16 protein-coding genes, 1 tRNA gene and 1 pseudogene are annotated in these 16,244 nt (G+C 44.6%); 14 read left to right on the top strand and 4 right to left on the bottom strand.

The annotated features are described in order from the left end of the window. The first annotated feature begins 246 nt into the window (after nucleotides 1-246). The 7 genes from comGC (at nucleotide 247) to D8792_RS01935 (ending at nucleotide 4,253) form a co-directional block, all read left to right on the top strand. Nucleotides 247-516, top strand: coding sequence for a competence type IV pilus major pilin ComGC (gene comGC, locus D8792_RS01965; protein ID WP_125372664.1), 270 nt, complete (start codon nucleotides 247-249; stop codon nucleotides 514-516). Then, nucleotides 476-910: a competence type IV pilus minor pilin ComGD gene (gene comGD, locus D8792_RS01960; protein WP_125372656.1), complete on the top strand. Its 435-nt coding sequence runs from the start codon at nucleotides 476-478 to the stop codon at nucleotides 908-910. The genes comGC and comGD overlap by 41 nt, the downstream gene beginning before the upstream one ends. Next, a complete protein-coding gene (gene comGE / locus D8792_RS01955) occupies nucleotides 876-1,169 on the top strand; it encodes a competence type IV pilus minor pilin ComGE (RefSeq protein ID WP_185758381.1) in 294 nt (97 codons plus the stop codon). Before comGD ends, comGE begins: the two co-directional genes overlap by 35 nt. Then, entirely contained in the window at nucleotides 1,153-1,590 is a 438-nt protein-coding gene (comGF, locus tag D8792_RS01950; RefSeq protein ID WP_125372654.1) for a competence type IV pilus minor pilin ComGF, read from the top strand. The genes comGE and comGF overlap by 17 nt, the downstream gene beginning before the upstream one ends. Next, the gene (gene comGG / locus D8792_RS01945) at nucleotides 1,571-1,978 is read left to right on the top strand and encodes a competence type IV pilus minor pilin ComGG (RefSeq protein WP_125372653.1); all 408 of its coding nucleotides are present in this window, start codon (nucleotides 1,571-1,573) and stop codon (nucleotides 1,976-1,978) included. Before comGF ends, comGG begins: the two co-directional genes overlap by 20 nt. An 80-nt stretch (nucleotides 1,979-2,058) precedes the next feature. After that, a complete protein-coding gene (locus tag D8792_RS01940) occupies nucleotides 2,059-3,024 on the top strand; it encodes a class I SAM-dependent methyltransferase (protein WP_125372652.1) in 966 nt (321 codons plus the stop codon). 35 nt (nucleotides 3,025-3,059) lie between these two features. Beyond that, entirely contained in the window at nucleotides 3,060-4,253 is a 1,194-nt protein-coding gene (locus D8792_RS01935) for an acetate kinase (RefSeq protein WP_125372651.1), read from the top strand. A 346-nt stretch (nucleotides 4,254-4,599) separates the two neighbouring features. On the opposite strand, the gene D8792_RS01930 is transcribed toward D8792_RS01935, so the two are convergent. Further along, nucleotides 4,600-5,487, bottom strand: a complete 888-nt coding sequence (locus D8792_RS01930; RefSeq protein ID WP_125372650.1) for an RluA family pseudouridine synthase — start codon at nucleotides 5,485-5,487, stop codon at nucleotides 4,600-4,602. Between the two features lie 151 nt (nucleotides 5,488-5,638). On the opposite strand from D8792_RS01930, the gene pbp2a reads away from it, so the two are divergent. From pbp2a to nusG, 4 genes are all read left to right on the top strand, one after another. Beyond that, a complete protein-coding gene (pbp2a, locus tag D8792_RS01925) occupies nucleotides 5,639-7,861 on the top strand; it encodes a penicillin-binding protein PBP2A (protein ID WP_125372649.1) in 2,223 nt (740 codons plus the stop codon). A gap of 60 nt (nucleotides 7,862-7,921) precedes the next feature. Continuing rightward, the gene (gene rpmG, locus D8792_RS01920; RefSeq protein ID WP_015605910.1) at nucleotides 7,922-8,074 is read left to right on the top strand and encodes a 50S ribosomal protein L33; all 153 of its coding nucleotides are present in this window, start codon (nucleotides 7,922-7,924) and stop codon (nucleotides 8,072-8,074) included. A 9-nt stretch (nucleotides 8,075-8,083) separates the two neighbouring features. Next, complete coding sequence (gene secE / locus D8792_RS01915; protein ID WP_005592084.1) at nucleotides 8,084-8,263, top strand: preprotein translocase subunit SecE; 180 nt, start codon at nucleotides 8,084-8,086, stop codon at nucleotides 8,261-8,263. Nucleotides 8,264-8,532: 269 nt separating this feature from the next. Further along, nucleotides 8,533-9,069 carry a transcription termination/antitermination protein NusG gene (gene nusG, locus D8792_RS01905; RefSeq protein WP_005591544.1) on the top strand — a complete coding sequence of 179 codons (537 nt, stop codon included), beginning with the start codon at nucleotides 8,533-8,535 and terminating at the stop codon, nucleotides 9,067-9,069. A 355-nt stretch (nucleotides 9,070-9,424) separates the two neighbouring features. On the opposite strand, the gene D8792_RS01895 is transcribed toward nusG, so the two are convergent. After that, nucleotides 9,425-9,495, bottom strand: a tRNA-Cys gene (locus tag D8792_RS01895). Between the two features lie 274 nt (nucleotides 9,496-9,769). Between D8792_RS01895 and rpsB the strand changes: the two genes are divergently transcribed. Continuing rightward, nucleotides 9,770-10,552: a 30S ribosomal protein S2 gene (rpsB, locus tag D8792_RS01890; protein ID WP_015605907.1), complete on the top strand. Its 783-nt coding sequence runs from the start codon at nucleotides 9,770-9,772 to the stop codon at nucleotides 10,550-10,552. 81 nt (nucleotides 10,553-10,633) lie between these two features. Next, nucleotides 10,634-11,677: a translation elongation factor Ts gene (gene tsf / locus D8792_RS01885; RefSeq protein WP_005591546.1), complete on the top strand. Its 1,044-nt coding sequence runs from the start codon at nucleotides 10,634-10,636 to the stop codon at nucleotides 11,675-11,677. Between the two features lie 82 nt (nucleotides 11,678-11,759). Here tsf and D8792_RS01880 read toward each other — a convergent pair whose 3' ends face one another. Then, a complete protein-coding gene (locus tag D8792_RS01880; RefSeq protein ID WP_125372648.1) occupies nucleotides 11,760-12,449 on the bottom strand; it encodes a VIT1/CCC1 transporter family protein in 690 nt (229 codons plus the stop codon). Between the two features lie 353 nt (nucleotides 12,450-12,802). Further along, nucleotides 12,803-15,304: a leucine--tRNA ligase gene (gene leuS / locus D8792_RS01875; RefSeq protein WP_125372663.1), complete on the bottom strand. Its 2,502-nt coding sequence runs from the start codon at nucleotides 15,302-15,304 to the stop codon at nucleotides 12,803-12,805. Between the two features lie 180 nt (nucleotides 15,305-15,484). On the opposite strand from leuS, the pseudogene D8792_RS01870 reads away from it, so the two are divergent. Beyond that, a pseudogene (locus D8792_RS01870) lies at nucleotides 15,485-16,184 on the top strand (ion transporter). Nucleotides 16,185-16,244 lie beyond the last annotated feature (60 nt).

Below are 16,244 nucleotides of genomic sequence, written 5' to 3'. Positions count from 1 at the left end.
GCAGGGAATCGCATCACTCTCTGGGGTGATTTGAGCTAAAAAACCGCAGCGGAAACTGCGGAAAATAAATATTTTTTCTTAAATTTTAATCTACCCCCCGGCCGAAAAGGCTGGGGCTTTTTTTGTTATAATGGGAAAATTTAAAATTTTCCGTAGCGATAGACTTGGCAGGCCGACAGCGATGTCGGTCTGTTTTTGTTTTCCCTCGTTTATATTAGATAGAGAATTTTAGTGTCTTTTATTGAAATGTTAGTCGTTCTTTTAATCATCAGCGTCTTGATGCTCTTGTTTGTCCCGAATTTGACTAAGCAGAAGGATGCTGTTTCAGATACGGGCAACGCAGCTGTAGTCAAGGTGGTGGAAAGTCAGGCTGAGCTTTATGAATTGAAGAATGTTAATGAAAAAGCCACACTAGGGAAATTGGTTGCTGATGGTCGGATTACTGATAAGCAGGTGGCATCCTATAAGGCTTACTATGGAAAAAACAGCAGTGAAACTCGCTCAGTTGCGGATTAAGGCTTTTACGCTACTGGAAAGTCTTCTGGCTCTATTTGTGGTCAGCTTCATTTTATTAGGTTTATCTGGCTCTGTTCAGGCCGGTTTCAATCAAGTGCAGGAGCAGCTGTTTTTCATGGAATTTGAGCATCTTTATCAGGAGAGCCAAAAGCTAAGTATGGCTGGACATGAAAAGATTAAATTGACCATTTCGGAGCGCAACATCTCCAACGGCTACCAGCAGGTGGAGTTTCCCAAGACTTTGCAGGAACATGCTCCTCAGACCATTCAGTTTGATCAGGCTGGCGGAAATTCTTCGCTCAGCAAGATTGTTTTTCAAACGGAGGATAAAAAGGTTGTTTACCAGCTTTATATGGGTAATGGAAAGTTTAAAAAGACGACGAATGGAGGCTAGCATTTTGCTGGAGGCTCTGGTGGCAATGGCGGTTTTTGCGGCTATTGCCAGCCTACTGCTTGGCCAGATTAGTCAGTCGCGGCAGGAACAGACTCGTTTATTGCAGGAGGAGGAAGTCCTACGGGTTGCTCGGATGGCCATGCAGACGGGACAGGAAAATCTGACGGTCAACGGCATTACAGTCCGCCAGGTCAAGACCGACCAGCAATTAATCGTCTATCATCAGGAGGAGAAGGTGCTCAGTGTTAAAAAACGTTAAAATCAAAGCTTTTACACTTTTAGAGACTCTAGTCGCCTTGCTGGTCTTGAGCGGTGGTATGTTGGTCTTTCAGTCGATGACCAAGCTTCTGGCTTTTGAACTGCGACATCAACAGGAAAATAAGCAGCAGGAATGGCTCTTATTTGTCGATCAGTTGGAGACGGAGCTATCGCGCAGCCAATTTGACCGAGTCGAAAACGACAAAATCTACGTCAAACAGGATGGCAAAAATATAGCTTTGGGTAAATCTAGGAGTGATGATTTCCGAAAGACGGATGCTTCGGGACGTGGCTATCAGCCCATGATCTATGGACTTAAAGCTGCTCCGGTCAGTCAGGAGGGGGACCTAGTTCGCTTTCGCTTCCGGTTTGACAATGATTTAGAAAGAGAGTACATCTATCGTGTTCAAGATAAAAGTTAAGGCGGGCATCTTGCTTTATGCCCTCTTTATGGCAGCGGTCTTTAGCTTGCTCTTGCAATTTTATCTGAATCGGCAGGTAGCCAATCAGCGTCTCTTTCAAGCCAATCGGGAGCGGACAGAAGCCTATGCCTTGGCCGTTTTGACCAAGGAGACTGCCACAGAGGAGAGCGGGCAATTAGCCTTCGACCAAGGGAGCACCCATTATCGCAGGCAGGGAAACATGCTGGAGGTCAGCAGCCAACTCGCCAATCAGAAGAGCTATTCTTTCTATTTTGAGAGCAAGAAGGAGCCAGAGAAGAAGGCTCAAGATGGCAAAGACTTCAAAAATGCTAAAGAAAGTAAAAAAAATAAAGAGGCCCCTCCTTCAACTGACAAGACAAACAACTAATATAAATGTAAAAGATTTGTAATCCTATAGCCCTTGGAAAGAGGGCTTCTTTTTGGTATCATAAGACAACGGAGGATGCCATGAAATTTGAAAAAATAGAACGAGCTTTTTACCTGCTTTTAGAAAATGTGCAAAATATCCAAAATGCGCTGGGAACTAATTTTTATGATGCCCTGATTGAGCAAAATGGGATTTATCTAGATGGAGATACAGACTTACAAGAAATTCTGAAAAATAATGACAAGCTTCGTGCCCTGCATTTGACCAAGGAAGAGTGGCGGCGGGCCTATCAGTTTATTTTTATGAAGGCTTCTCAGACAGAGTCACTCCAAGCCAATCATCAGTTCACACCTGATTCGGTCGGCTTCTTGCTGAGTTTTTTGATTGACCAGTTGGTCCAAGACGAGAGAGTTGATTTGCTGGAGGTTGGCAGTGGGACAGGCAATTTGGCAGAGACTCTGCTCAACCACACGCAAAAGAATATGGATTATCTAGGCCTAGAAATTGACGACTTGCTGATTGATTTGTCTGCTAGCATTGCCGAAGTTATGAATTCTAAGGCACACTTTGCTCAAGGGGATGCGGTGCGGCCTCAGGTTCTGAAAGAAAGCGACTTGATTGTCAGTGATTTGCCAGTGGGCTATTATCCAGATGATGCCGTGGCGGCTCGTTATGAAGTTGCCAGTCCAGACGAGCATACTTACGCCCATCATCTCTTGATGGAGCAATCGTTAAAATATTTGAAACCGGGGGGCTATGCTATCTTTCTCGCGCCAAACAATCTGCTGACGAGCCCTCAAAGTCACCTGCTGAAAAAATGGCTACTGTCTAGCGCTCAGCTCTTGGCAATGATTTCCCTGCCAGAAAAGATTTTCGCAAGCCGTCAGAGTGCCAAGACACTATTTGTCCTGCGAAAACAATGCGAATCAGACATCCAGCCGTTTATCTACCCTTTGAAGGACTTGCAGAGTCAGGATGAAATCTTAAAGTTTCGTGAAAGTTTTCAAAACTGGGTCAAAGTTAGTGAAATTCGAACAAATTTCTGATATAATAGTTTGAAAACGCTTAAAGAGGTGACGAGATGTCAAAAACTATTTCTATCAATGCTGGAAGTTCGAGTGTAAAATGGCAACTTTATTCAATGCCAGAAGAAAAGGTGCTGGCTAAAGGTTTGATTGAGCGGATTGGTCTCAAGGACTCAATCTCTACGGTTAAATTTGATGGTCGTTCTGAACGCCAAACCTTAGATATTGCTGACCATACACAAGCTGTGAAAATTTTATTGGATGATTTGAAACGATTTGAAATTATTCAATCTTATGATGAAATCACAGGTGTTGGGCACCGTGTCGTAGCTGGAGGCGAGTATTTCAAGGAATCAGCTCTTGTGACGGACGATGTGTTGAAAAAGATTGAAGAGTTGTCCCTGCTAGCTCCTCTACACAATCCTGCCAATGCTGACGGTATCCGTGCTTTCAAGGAAATTCTTCCAGACATTACCAGTGTGGCTGTTTTTGATACATCTTTCCACACAACTATGCCAGAAAAAGCTTATCGCTACCCATTGCCAACTAAGTACTACACTGAAAATAAGGTCCGTAAATACGGAGCACATGGAACCAGCCATGAGTATGTAGCCCACGAAGCTGCAAAACTTTTGGGTAAACCGATTGAAGAATTGAAACTAATCACTTGCCACATCGGAAACGGTGCTTCCATCACAGCAGTTGATAAGGGGCGCTCAGTGGATACTTCTATGGGCTTCACTCCTCTTGGTGGAGTTATGATGGGAACACGTACAGGTGACATCGACCCAGCGATTATTCCATACTTGATGCAGCATACAGATGACTTTAACACTCCAGAAGATATTAGTCGAATTCTGAACCGTGAATCTGGACTGTTGGGCGTTTCTGAGAAATCAAGTGATATGCGCGATATTCATGAAGCTATGCGTGCGGGTGATGAAAAGGCACGATTGGCAAATGAAATTTTTGTGGATCGCATTCAAAAATACATTGGTCAGTATTTAGCTGTTTTAAATGGAGCAGACGCCATTATCTTTACAGCTGGTATCGGTGAAAACTCTGTGACTATCCGTCGCATGGTTATCGAAGGGATCTCTTGGTTTGGCTGCGATGTTGATCCAGAGAAGAATTTCTTTGGTGCTACAGGAGATATTTCAACAGAAGCTGCTAAAGTCAGAGTTCTGGTTATCCCGACAGATGAAGAGTTAGTCATTGCGCGTGATGTAGAACGTTTTAAAAATCAATAATCAAAAAGCTCAGCCTAGCTGAGCTTTTTCTTATGACTTTGTGATTATTCTTTGGTCAGATAGGATGATTCAAAGCGGGTCGGGGCTTGTAGCAGTAAGAACTAATAGTCAAGTATGGACTGGAAATCAATTTGACACAAGGTAGATGATCTATAAAGAACGGGTAGATGCTTGTTTGTATCTGGCGTGCTAAGTTGCTAATTAGAGGAGAAGAAAAAGACGATGTCCGGTAGGGAATCGTCTTTGAAGCTACTTATATTTTTTGGTAAAAAATCTGACTCTTCTAGAGGCTGCAGCTAGTTGAGTGTCTGGAGTGCTAGCCTTGGAGACTCGGCAATCAGGCAAGCTATCGATTTCTAGCCTTGCTTCTGTGCCGTTTGATTTCTGCTTCAAAACTCTCTGACGGTGCTTCCACGTTGATGGTTTCTAGGCTGAATGGATGAGTCAATGTTAGGCGATGGGCATGGAGCATGAGGCGACCTTGGGGTTGGGGATGGTAGAGAGGGTCACCGATGATGGGATGGCCGTGATGGGCGAGATGGACGCGGATTTGGTGAGTCCGTCCTGTTTTCAATTGACATTTGAGCAGAGTCGTGTTGCCAAAGTCCTTGAGTCGGGCTACATGAGTCTCGGCGTAGAGCCCCTTTTTCGGATCAACGAGGCGTTTCCGTCGGTCATGGCGGTCGCGTCCGATTTTATCTTTGTATACGATGGTCTTGCTGGGGAATTTCCCTTGGGCAAGGGCCCAATATTCGCGGGAGATTTCTTTGTTTTCCAAGAGGCGGTTGAGAATGGGGAGGACAAAGGGATTTTTGGCAAACAGGATAGCGCCGCTGGTTTCTTTGTCCAGTCGGTGGACGACATAGCAGGTTTGGCCGACATAGCTTGAAACATGATTGAGCAGAGCGACTTCCGTCGGCTCATTGGCATGGCTTTTCATGCCGTGGGGCTTATTGACGATGATGAGATGCTCGTCCTGATAAAGCTCCTCGACCAGATGAGGCTGGCCTGCAGGTAGTTCTTTTTCTGGATAGTCCTCTTTGTCAAAGGTCAGTTGAATGCTGTCGCCAGGCTTGACCAAAGTTTGCCAATGGATGGACTCACCGTTGACCAAGACATGTTTCTTGGTTCGGAGAAAGTGACGAATCTTACGAGGAATGAGCAGTTGGCCTTCTAGTAATTCTTTGATGGTCATTGAAGGTAGACTTGCGGGAATGGTAATAGTAAATTTCATGTTTTCATTGTAGCAAAAACTAGCCCATTTGGAAATGCTTCGTTGGAAAGAGGAAAGCAGATCTGCTATTTCCTTAAAGAAAGCTAAAAGGAGTAGAAAGTAGCGGAGTCGTGCCTTGTGTCTGCATGGATAAGGTGATAAAATATGTTTTATGAAGAAATTAAATGATATATTTGAAAAATTAGTCAATATGTTTAAAACGGATCATCCTCAGAAAAAAGTTGCTGAGGAGTTGGAAGGCGAGACACCTGAACCTAGCTATAGCCGCTCTGGTAAGAATCGTAAGAAGCCCCTGTCTCAGCATCCCTTCCGCCGCTTTTGGCGCAGGTTCCATCTGACCAAGATATTCTTGATTCTCGGCTTGACCTTTGGTCTAGTGGTTGGTGGCTATCTTTTTTATGTAGCCAAGACGACCAATGTCAAAGACTTGCAGAATGCTCTTAAAGCCACGACTTTGATCTATGATAAGGATGGAAACGAAGCGGGCAGCTTGTCTGGGCAAAAGGGAACCTATGTCGAATTAGACGCGATTAGTCAGGACTTGCAGAACGCTGTGATTGCGACAGAAGACCGTTCTTTTTATAAGAATGGCGGGATTAACTACAGTCGCTTCTTTCTAGCTATTTTGACTGCGGGGCGCTCTGGTGGTGGTTCGACCATCACGCAGCAGCTGGCCAAGAATGCCTATCTTTCTCAAGATCAGACCATTGAGCGTAAGGCTAAGGAATTTTTCCTAGCTTTAGAAATTAACAAAAAATACAGCAAACAGGAAATCTTGACCATGTACCTCAATAACTCTTATTTTGGAAATGGGGTTTGGGGCGTGGAAGATGCCAGCAAGAAATATTTTGGTGTATCTGCCAGTCAGCTCAGCCTAGATCAATCAGCGGTCCTAGCTGGCATGCTCAAAGGACCAGAGCTATATAATCCCCTGTATTCAATTGAGAATGCGACCAATCGTCGTGACACCGTTCTTCAAAATATGGTAGCGGCAGGTTACATTGATCAGGCGACGGCGGATCAGGCTGCGACGATTGGCATTGGAGGCCAGCTAGTCGATGCCTACGAAGGTAAGTCAGAAGACTATCGTTACCCATCTTATTTTGATGCGGTTATCAATGAAGCGGTCAATGATTACGGTCTGACGGAGGAAGAAATCGTCAACAACGGCTATCGGATTTACACCGAATTGGACCAAAATTACCAAGCCAGCATGCAGGTTATTTATAGCAATGTCGATCTCTTCCCACTGGCTGAAGACGGGACGAGGGCCGAGTCCGGAAGCGTAGCGCTGGATCCCAAGACGGGTGGTGTTCGGGCTCTGGTCGGTCGTGTCAACAGTGCTGATGGCTCTGCTTTTCGGACTTTCAACTATGCGACCCAGTCTGCTCGTAGCCCAGGCTCAACCATCAAGCCTTTGGTGGCCTACAGTCCAGCTATAGCAGCCGGCTGGTCAACGGATAAGGAACTAGATAATAGTCGGACAGTTTTTGGTGACTATAAGGTTAATAACTACGGCAATATCCAAAGTTCACCGACGGTTCCAATGTATCAAGCCTTGGCTGAATCCCTCAATATCCCCGCGGTTTCAACGGTGGATGAATTAGGCGTGAACAAGGCCTTTGAATACGGCAAAAAGTTTGGTCTTAATATGGACAAGGTAGAACAGAATCTAGGTGTGGCTCTGGGAAGCGGCGTGACGACCAATCCACTTCAGATGGCCCAAGCCTATTCAGTCTTTGCGAATGATGGAGTTATGAATGACGCCCATCTTATCACCAAGATAGAAAATGCTAGTGGTCAGGTTGTCAAAACCCACCGGCAGACTTCTACCCGCGTTCTCAATCGCTCAACCACAGAAAAGATGACCAGTATGATGCTGGGAACCTTCTCAAATGGAACGGGAGTCTATGCGGCTCCGTATGGCTATACAATGGCTGGAAAGACAGGAACGACAGAGACTGACTTTAACCCTGATTTGTCAGGAGACCAGTGGGTCATCGGCTACACACCAGATGTGGTTATCAGCCAATGGTTGGGCTTCCCTAAGACGGATGAAACTCACTATCTGACTGGTACGAGTGCCAATGAAGCTTCGGCTATTTTCCGCAATGTAGCCAACACCATCCTGCCTTATACGGAAGGAACATCCTTCTCGGGTCAGAAAAATGCTTATGCTGAAAATGGAATTTCCCCAGTCGATACCTACGGTACTGGTCAAACGAATACGACTAGCGAAAATAAAGACTTTTTGAAAGAAGTCCAAGAAAGAGCGCAAAACCTGGTAGATGATGCCAAGAAAGCTATCGATGAGTCTGGGATTACTGAAAAAGCCAAAAATCTATGGGATACCATTACTGGCTGGTTCCATTAATCGTCCAAACAGCTTGTCAAAGAAGTAGAAAACTGCTATAATAAGGGGAATGGAGGCGTCATGGCATTAAAAAAAGCGAGTCTAGCGTGTACAGTTTGTGGGTCACGAAACTACTCAATCAAACTTAGTAGCACTCCAAAACCTACGCGTCTAGAAGTGAACAAATATTGTAAACACTGCAGTAAATATACGCTGCATAAAGAAACCAGATAGGAGATAGTTGTGAAATTCATTAAAGATGTTTTCGTTTTGCTACGAGATACAACTTGGCCTACCCGTAAAGAAAGATGGACTGATTTCCTTTCCGTAATGGAATACACAGCATTCTTTGCTGTTGTCATCTATATTTTTGATAAGGTGGTTGCCAGCGGTCTCTTCCGCATAATCAATATGTTTTCATAAGAAAGATGAGGCTGGGACAAAAGTCCTAGCCTCTCAATTGTCTTTGGAATGTCGAGCAAGACCAGTGGTTGAGTGGGCTCTACGCCCTACTCAACTGTGCGGAGGTGGGACGACGAAATTGAATTCTGACGAATGACCGATTTTTGTCCCACTCTCTTTTGTCTGTAAAATATTTATCAAAATGCTTTGTAATTTTAGATTTTATGGTATAATAAGGCTAGAATATCAAGCAGAAGCCCTAGGCTTTTTTATTTAGGAAAGGACAAAACATGGACAGTTTTGATAAAGGCTGGTTTGTACTGCAAACCTACTCAGGCTATGAAAATAAGGTAAAGGAAAATCTCTTGCAACGTGCCCAGACCTATAATATGCTGGAGAATATCCTGCGCGTGGAAATTCCGACTCAGACCGTGCAAGTCGAGAAAAACGGCAAGAGCAAGGAAGTCGAAGAAAACCGCTTCCCAGGTTATGTCTTGGTTGAGATGGTCATGACGGACGAAGCTTGGTTTGTCGTGCGGAATACACCAAACGTAACTGGATTTGTAGGTTCACACGGAAACCGTTCGAAACCAACTCCGCTCTTGGAAGAAGAAATCCGCAGCATTCTGATTTCTATGGGACAAACAGTTCAAGAATTTGACTTGGATGTCAAAGTGGGCGATACAGTTCGCATCATTGACGGTGCCTTTGCTAACTATACTGGCAAAATCACGGAAATTGACAATAATAAGGTCAAGATGATTATCTCTATGTTTGGAAATGACACGGTTGCAGAAGTCAACCTCAGCCAAATTGCTGAATTATAATTTTTGAATGCATGAAAAGGAGCCGGAAAGCACTTTCCGCTCTTTTTTGTTAGCAGCGCTGAGGTGTTAGATAAAAGCTGGTCATTCTGGTATCTTTGCAATTCATTAAACTTGACCAATGATGTAAAAAAGACAAACAAAAAAGAGAGTGGGACAGAAATCGGTAATTCGTTAGAATTCGATTTCGTCGTCCCACCTCCGCACAGTTGAGTAGGGCTGTAAAAGCTGATGAAATCAGCGTAGTAGAGCCCACTCAACCACTGCGTCTTGCTCGACAATCCAAAGACAATTGAGAGGCTAGGACTTTTGTCCCAGCCTCTTGGTTAGTATAAAGTCGGATTTAAACCGATAAAAAAGGCGGTAGACGGATTTGAACCGACGATCAAGCTTTTGCAGAGCCGTGCCTTACCACTTGGCTATACCGCCACAACTCTTACTATTCTACCTTAAAATGGCCTGTTCGTCAAGAGCCTGACCCGACTTAAGTGAGAATTTCTTGAAGGATGGCTAGCAGATGGGCTGAATCAAAGCGAGAAAATACTGCCCAAAGACTTGTCAAAAGCTAGAAAATTTGATATGATAGTAGATGCCGTTTAAACGGCAGAAATACTCATTTTAGATGAATTGTGGAGCCGTTGCCGATCGGTAGCTCTGCGAGCTGAAATCTAAGAGAGGAAAAAACAAAAAGGAGAATTTACTCATGGCAGTAATTTCAATGAAACAACTTCTTGAGGCTGGTGTTCACTTTGGTCACCAAACTCGTCGCTGGAACCCTAAGATGGCTAAGTACATCTTCACTGAGCGTAACGGTATCCACGTTATCGACCTTCAACAAACTGTAAAATACGCAGATCAAGCTTACGACTTCATGCGTGATGCAGCTGCAAACGATGCAGTTATCTTGTTTGTTGGTACTAAAAAGCAAGCTGCTGAAGCTGTAAAAGAAGAAGCAGAACGTGCTGGTCAATACTACATCAACCACCGTTGGTTGGGTGGAACTCTTACAAACTGGACAACTATCCAAAAACGTGTTGCTCGTTTGAAAGAAATCAAACGTATGGAAGAAGAAGGAATCTTCGAAGTTCTTCCTAAGAAAGAAGTAGCACTTCTCAACAAACAACGTGCTCGTCTTGAAAAATTCTTGGGTGGTATCGAAGATATGCCTCGTATCCCAGATGTAATGTACATCGTTGACCCTCATAAAGAGCAAATCGCTGTTAAGGAAGCTAAGAAACTTGGTATTCCAGTAGTTGCGATGGTTGACACAAACACTGATCCAGACGATATCGATGTGATTATCCCTGCTAACGACGACGCTATCCGTGCCGTTAAATTGATCACTGCGAAAATGGCTGATGCTGTTATTGAAGGTCGTCAAGGTGAGGACGCTGTAGCGACTGTTGAAGCAGAATTTGCTGCAACTGAAACTCAAGCAGACTCAATCGAAGAAATCGTTGAAGTTGTAGAAGGCGACAACGCATAATTTTCATAAGTCAATTAACCTAAAGGGGCGGGGCTCAGCCCGGCCCCTTTATTTAAAAATAGTAAACATAGGAGAAGAAAAATGGCAGAAATTACAGCTAAGCTTGTAAAAGAATTGCGCGAAAAATCTGGTGCTGGTGTCATGGACGCTAAGAAAGCATTGGTTGAAACTGATGGTGACATCGAAAAAGCGATTGAATTGCTTCGCGAAAAAGGTATGGCAAAAGCAGCTAAGAAGGCTGACCGTGTTGCCGCTGAAGGTTTGACAGGCGTTTACGTGGATGGTAACGTTGCAGCTATCGTTGAAGTCAACGCTGAAACTGACTTTGTTGCGAAAAACGCTCAATTCGTTGAATTGGTAAATGCTACTGCAAAAGTAATCGCAGAAGGCAAGCCAGCTAACAACGAAGAAGCATTTGCATTGACAATGCCTTCAGGTGAAACTCTTGAAGCTGCATACGTATCTGCAACTGCAACTATCGGAGAAAAAATCTCATTCCGTCGTTTTGCTTTGGTTGAAAAGACTGATGCTCAACACTTCGGTGCTTACCAACACAATGGTGGCCGTATCGGTGTTGTATCAGTGATTGATGGTGGCGATGACGCTCTCGCTAAACAAATTTCTATGCATATCGCAGCGATGAAACCAACTGTTCTTTCATACAAAGAATTGGACGAGCAATTTGTTAAAGATGAATTGGCACAATTGAACCATGCTATCGATCAAGACAATGAAAGCCGCGCTATGGTTGATAAGCCAGCACTTCCGCACTTGAAATACGGTTCTAAAGCTCAATTGACTGACGAAGTGATTGCACAAGCTGAAGCGGATATCAAAGCTGAGTTGGCTGCTGAAGGCAAACCAGAAAAAATCTGGGACAAAATTATCCCAGGTAAAATGGATCGCTTCTTGCTTGACAACACTAAAGTTGACCAAGCTTACACACTTCTTGCACAAGTCTACATCATGGATGATAGCAAGACAGTTGAAGCTTACCTTGAATCAGTGAATGCTTCAGTAGTTGAGTTTGTTCGCTTTGAAGTTGGTGAAGGTATTGAAAAAGCAGCTAACGACTTCGAATCAGAAGTTGCAGCAACAATGGCAGCTGCTCTTGGCCAAAACTAATCTAAGTTTAAAACAAAAAAGATTGAAGAGAAAATAATTTCTTTTCAATCTTTTTATTATTCTGGCCTGAATAGTTCTTCTTTTAAATTGAGAAGAACTGGCCTAGGAGATAGGTAACAGTCATGGTCAAAAGTCCGATAGTGAGGTTACGGATCATGGCATTTTTAATGGGTGCCTGCCCCAATTTTGCACTGGTATAGCCGGTTCCCAAGAGGGAAAGAGCTACAACAAGGACGGTCGCTGGGATCCGATAGGCAGCCGGAAGCAGAACGATGGTCAGCATAGGGAAAATTGCACCTACGGCAAAAGCTAAAAAGCTGGATATGGCTGCGTGCCAAGGATTGGTGAACTCTTCGACCTCAATGCCGTACTTTTCCTCGACCAAGGCCTTGAGCGGATCCTGCAAGAAGGCGCGATTGGTCAAGAGTTGGGCAGAAGTCTCGCACTCACCATTTTGGACGTAGGAGGCGTAGAGGGACTGTCTGGCAATATCGGGATTCTTTTCCAAGAGTTCTCGCTCTCTAGCTACTGCAGCCTCCTCAGTGTCCTTCTGAGTGGAGACGGATACATACTCCCCGCCTGCCATAGAAAATGCACCGGCAAAGACAGCAGCCAGACCAGATAGAAAGATAATCCAAACATCTTCCGTCGCACTGGCCACTCCGATGACCACCCCTGCGATAGAAATAATACCATCGTTGGCTCCCAAAACCCCAGCCCGCAAAATATTTAGGCGTCCGCTAAAATTTTTGTCAATCTTATGTTCTTCCATTCTGAAACTTTTCTCTTTTCTCTTTTCTCTTTTCTCTTTTCTTTTTATTTATAATGATTATAAATAAAAAGAATGAGGAAGGCAAGTGAAAGTCGGAAAATGAGAAAAGTCCGACGATTTAAGGGAAAATTCTTATCAAAAAAGAGAGTGGGACAAAAGTCCTAGTCTCTCAATTGTCTTTGGATTGTCGAGCAAGACGCAGTGGTTGAGTGGGCTCTACTACGCTGATTTCATCAACGTTTACAGCCCTACTCAACTGTGCGGAGGTGGGACGACGAAATCGAATTCTAGCGAATTACCGATTTCTGTCCCGCTCTCTTTTTTCTAATCACTATAATGTTGCACCAAACTGCTTATTTTACTACGATATTAACCAGTTTATTTGGAACACTAATCACTTTTACAATTTCTTTGCCGGCGATTTCGGATTTGATTTTCTCATCTGCCAGAGCGATTTCTTGCAGTTCTTCACGGCTCAGATCCTTGGCTACGACTAACTTAGTACGAACCTTGCCCTTGATTTGGACTACGATTTCGACCTCTGCTTCGACCAGCTTGCTTTCGTCATAAGTTGGCCAAGCTACATAGGAAATGCTCTCGCTAGTTTGAGCGACTGCCTGCCAGAGTTCTTCAGTCAAGTGCGGTGCAAAAGGCGCTAGCAATTGGATAAAGCCTTTGGCATATTCGACATAGAGTTTTTCTTCCTTGTTGGCTGCATTGACAAAGATCATGAGCTGAGCAATAGCTGTGTTAAACTTGAGCTCCTCAATCTGCTCTGTGACAGCCTTGACTGTTTCATGGTAGACCTTGTCGAGAGCACCATTGTTATCCACAGCGATTTCCTTGCTTGTAATCAAACGGTAGACACGATCTAGGAACTTGCGGCTGCCTTCCAGACCTTCCTCGCTCCAAGCGATGGATGCATCCAACGGCCCCATGAACATTTCATAGACACGAAGTGTATCAGCACCGTATTGCTCCACCACATCGTCTGGGTTGACCACATTCTTCAGAGACTTAGACATCTTGGCAGGCGCCTGCTCCAGTTCTTCTCCCGTTTCGATGTTAAAGAAAGAACCATCACGTTTTTCGACCTTGTCAGTCGCCACCAGAGCACCGCGACTATCACGGTAGCTAGTCCCCAGAATCATTCCTTGGTTAAAGAGTTTTTGGAAGGGCTCTTTGGTCGGAACCACTCCGATATCATAGAGGAATTTATGCCAGAAGCGAGCGTAGAGGAGGTGGAGCACGGCATGCTCCGCGCCACCGATGTAAATATCAACTGGCAGCCAAGCCTTGAGCAGCTCTTCGTCTGCTAATTTCTCATTGTTGTGTGGGTCAATGTAACGCAGGTAATACCAGCTAGAACCAGCCCATTGAGGCATGGTATTGGTTTCGCGGCGTCCTTTGACACCGTCTTCGCGAGTCACTTCCAGCCAGTCGGTGAGATTGGCCAGAGGGCTTTCACCAGTACCTGAAGGGCGGATGTCCTTGGTTACAGGCAAGACAAGTGGCAATTCACTCTCAGGAACAGCCGTTGAAGTCCCATCTTCCCAATGAATGATTGGAATTGGCTCACCCCAGTAGCGCTGACGACTAAAGAGCCAGTCGCGCAGGCGATAGGTGACTTTTTCGTTTCCGACACCTTCTGCTTCCAGCCAAGCAACCATCTTCTCAATAGCGGCAGCCTTGTCCAAGCCATCTAGGAAGCCAGAGTTAATATGCGGACCGTCTTCTGTGTAAGCAGCTTCAGCAACATTGCCACCCTCTAGAACCGGAATAATCTCCAAGTTAAACTGCTTAGCAAACTCCCAGTCGCGCTCATCATGCGCAGGAACGGCCATGATGGCACCTGTTCCGTAGCTTGCAAGCACATAGTCGGCAATCCAGATGGGGATTTCCTTGCCGTTGACAGGATTGATGGCATAGGCTCCTGTCCAGACACCGGTCTTCTCCTTAGCCAAATCAGTCCGAGCTAGGTCGGATTTGAGGCTGGCTGCGTGTTTGTAGTCTGCTACTGCCTGGGCTTGTTCTGTACTTGTAATGACATCAACGAGAGCATGCTCTGGAGCCAAAACAGCATAGGTCGCACCAAAAAGGGTGTCCGGACGAGTCGTAAAGACGGTGAAGTCCTTATCTGTATCCTTAATCTTGAAGGTTACATTAGCACCGGTTGATTTACCGATCCAGTTGCGCTGCATGTCCTTGATAGACTCAGGCCAATCCAGCTCCTCCAAGTCATTGAGCAAACGTTCTGCATAGGCTGTGATTTTCAGCATCCATTGGCGCATTGGTTTGCGGACAACTGGATAGCCACCGCGCTCAGATGTGCCGTCTGGCAGAACTTCCTCATTGGCGATAGCAGTTCCCAGCTCTTCAACCCAGTTTACTGGGACTTCAGCTTCATAAGCCAGACCTTTTTCATAAAGCTTGGTGAAAATCCACTGGGTCCACTTGTAGTAGTTGGGGTCAGTTGTATTAACCTCCCGGTCCCAGTCATAAGAAAAACCAAGTGCATTGATTTGGCGTTTGAAGTTGGCAATGTTTTCTGCTGTAAAGTCAGCCGGGTCATTGCCTGTATCCATAGCGTACTGCTCGGCTGGCAGACCAAAGGCATCCCAACCCATTGGGTGAAGGACATTGTAGCCTTGCGCGCGCTTGTAGCGGCTGAGGATATCCGTCGCTGTGTAGCCTTCAGGGTGTCCTACGTGCAGACCAGCTCCTGATGGATAAGGAAACATATCCAGCGCATAAAAGTTAGGCTTGTCCTTGTCCGTACCTGTCTTGAATGTATGGTGCTCAGCCCAGTATTTCTGCCACTTGGGCTCGATTTCTTTGTGATTGTAAGTTGCCATAATCATTTACTCTCCAACGCTCTTTTCTGTGTTCTAGACACGTTTCTATCTATTATACCATTTTCAAGGGATTTTGAAAGCAACCGACGAAGGAGAATGAAGAAAATCTTTGCGGCTTGACCCTGACTTATTTTTAAAAACAGATAGAATGAAAGCAAGTTTAAAAAAGTGAGGTTGAGGATGACAAGGAAGACTTTATTTCAGATCATTGAGCCCCATCAAAAGGAAAATGCGATTGAAAAAGCCTATGATGTCTTTATGTTCCTGACTATTATTGTCAGCCTGATCCCCCTGACCACCAAAAGTCACACCGGACTTCATGTGGTTGGATTTTGTGTCAACGATTATTTTTATTATTTACTACATTCTTCGGCTTCTAACGGCTGATTATAAATTGGGAAAGGGGAAGCTTTCTTTTTTCCTCTATCCTTTTACCTTTCTGGCGCTGGCTGATTTGCTCTGCATTTTGTCTTCTCTCTTTTTGTTAAATAATAGTTTGCGGCTCTTTAAGATTTTGCGCATGCTTCGTATCTTGCGGGTCTTTAAGTTTATTCGCTATTCTAAAAATGTTCAAATATTGACCAATGTCTTAAAAAAGCAGAAGGACAGTTTGATGATCGTGGGTCTTTTGGCTCTCGGCTATATCTTCATTTCTGCCCTTATCATTTTTAATGTCAAGCCCAGCACATTTTCTAATTTTTTTGACGCCCTCTACTGGGCGACCATCTCCCTGACGACGGTTGGTTATGGTGATATTTATGCAGTTTCAACTACTGGGAAAATGATTACCATGATTTCTTCCTTTTTAGGAATCGCCATTGTGGCTCTGCCCGCTGATATCATCACAGCAGGCTATATGAAAGAAATCAAAGAACTATAAAAACCTGTTTAGGAAGGATCTAATGCCCTTCCTGAGCAGGTTTTTTGAGTGATTAAATGT

Origin of the sequence: Streptococcus cristatus (assembly GCF_003943505.1) — a bacterium.
Classification (GTDB): domain Bacteria; phylum Bacillota; class Bacilli; order Lactobacillales; family Streptococcaceae; genus Streptococcus; species Streptococcus cristatus_E.
The sequence above is the reverse complement of the archived record's forward strand: the minus strand, read 5'-3'. Positions and strand labels throughout refer to the sequence as shown.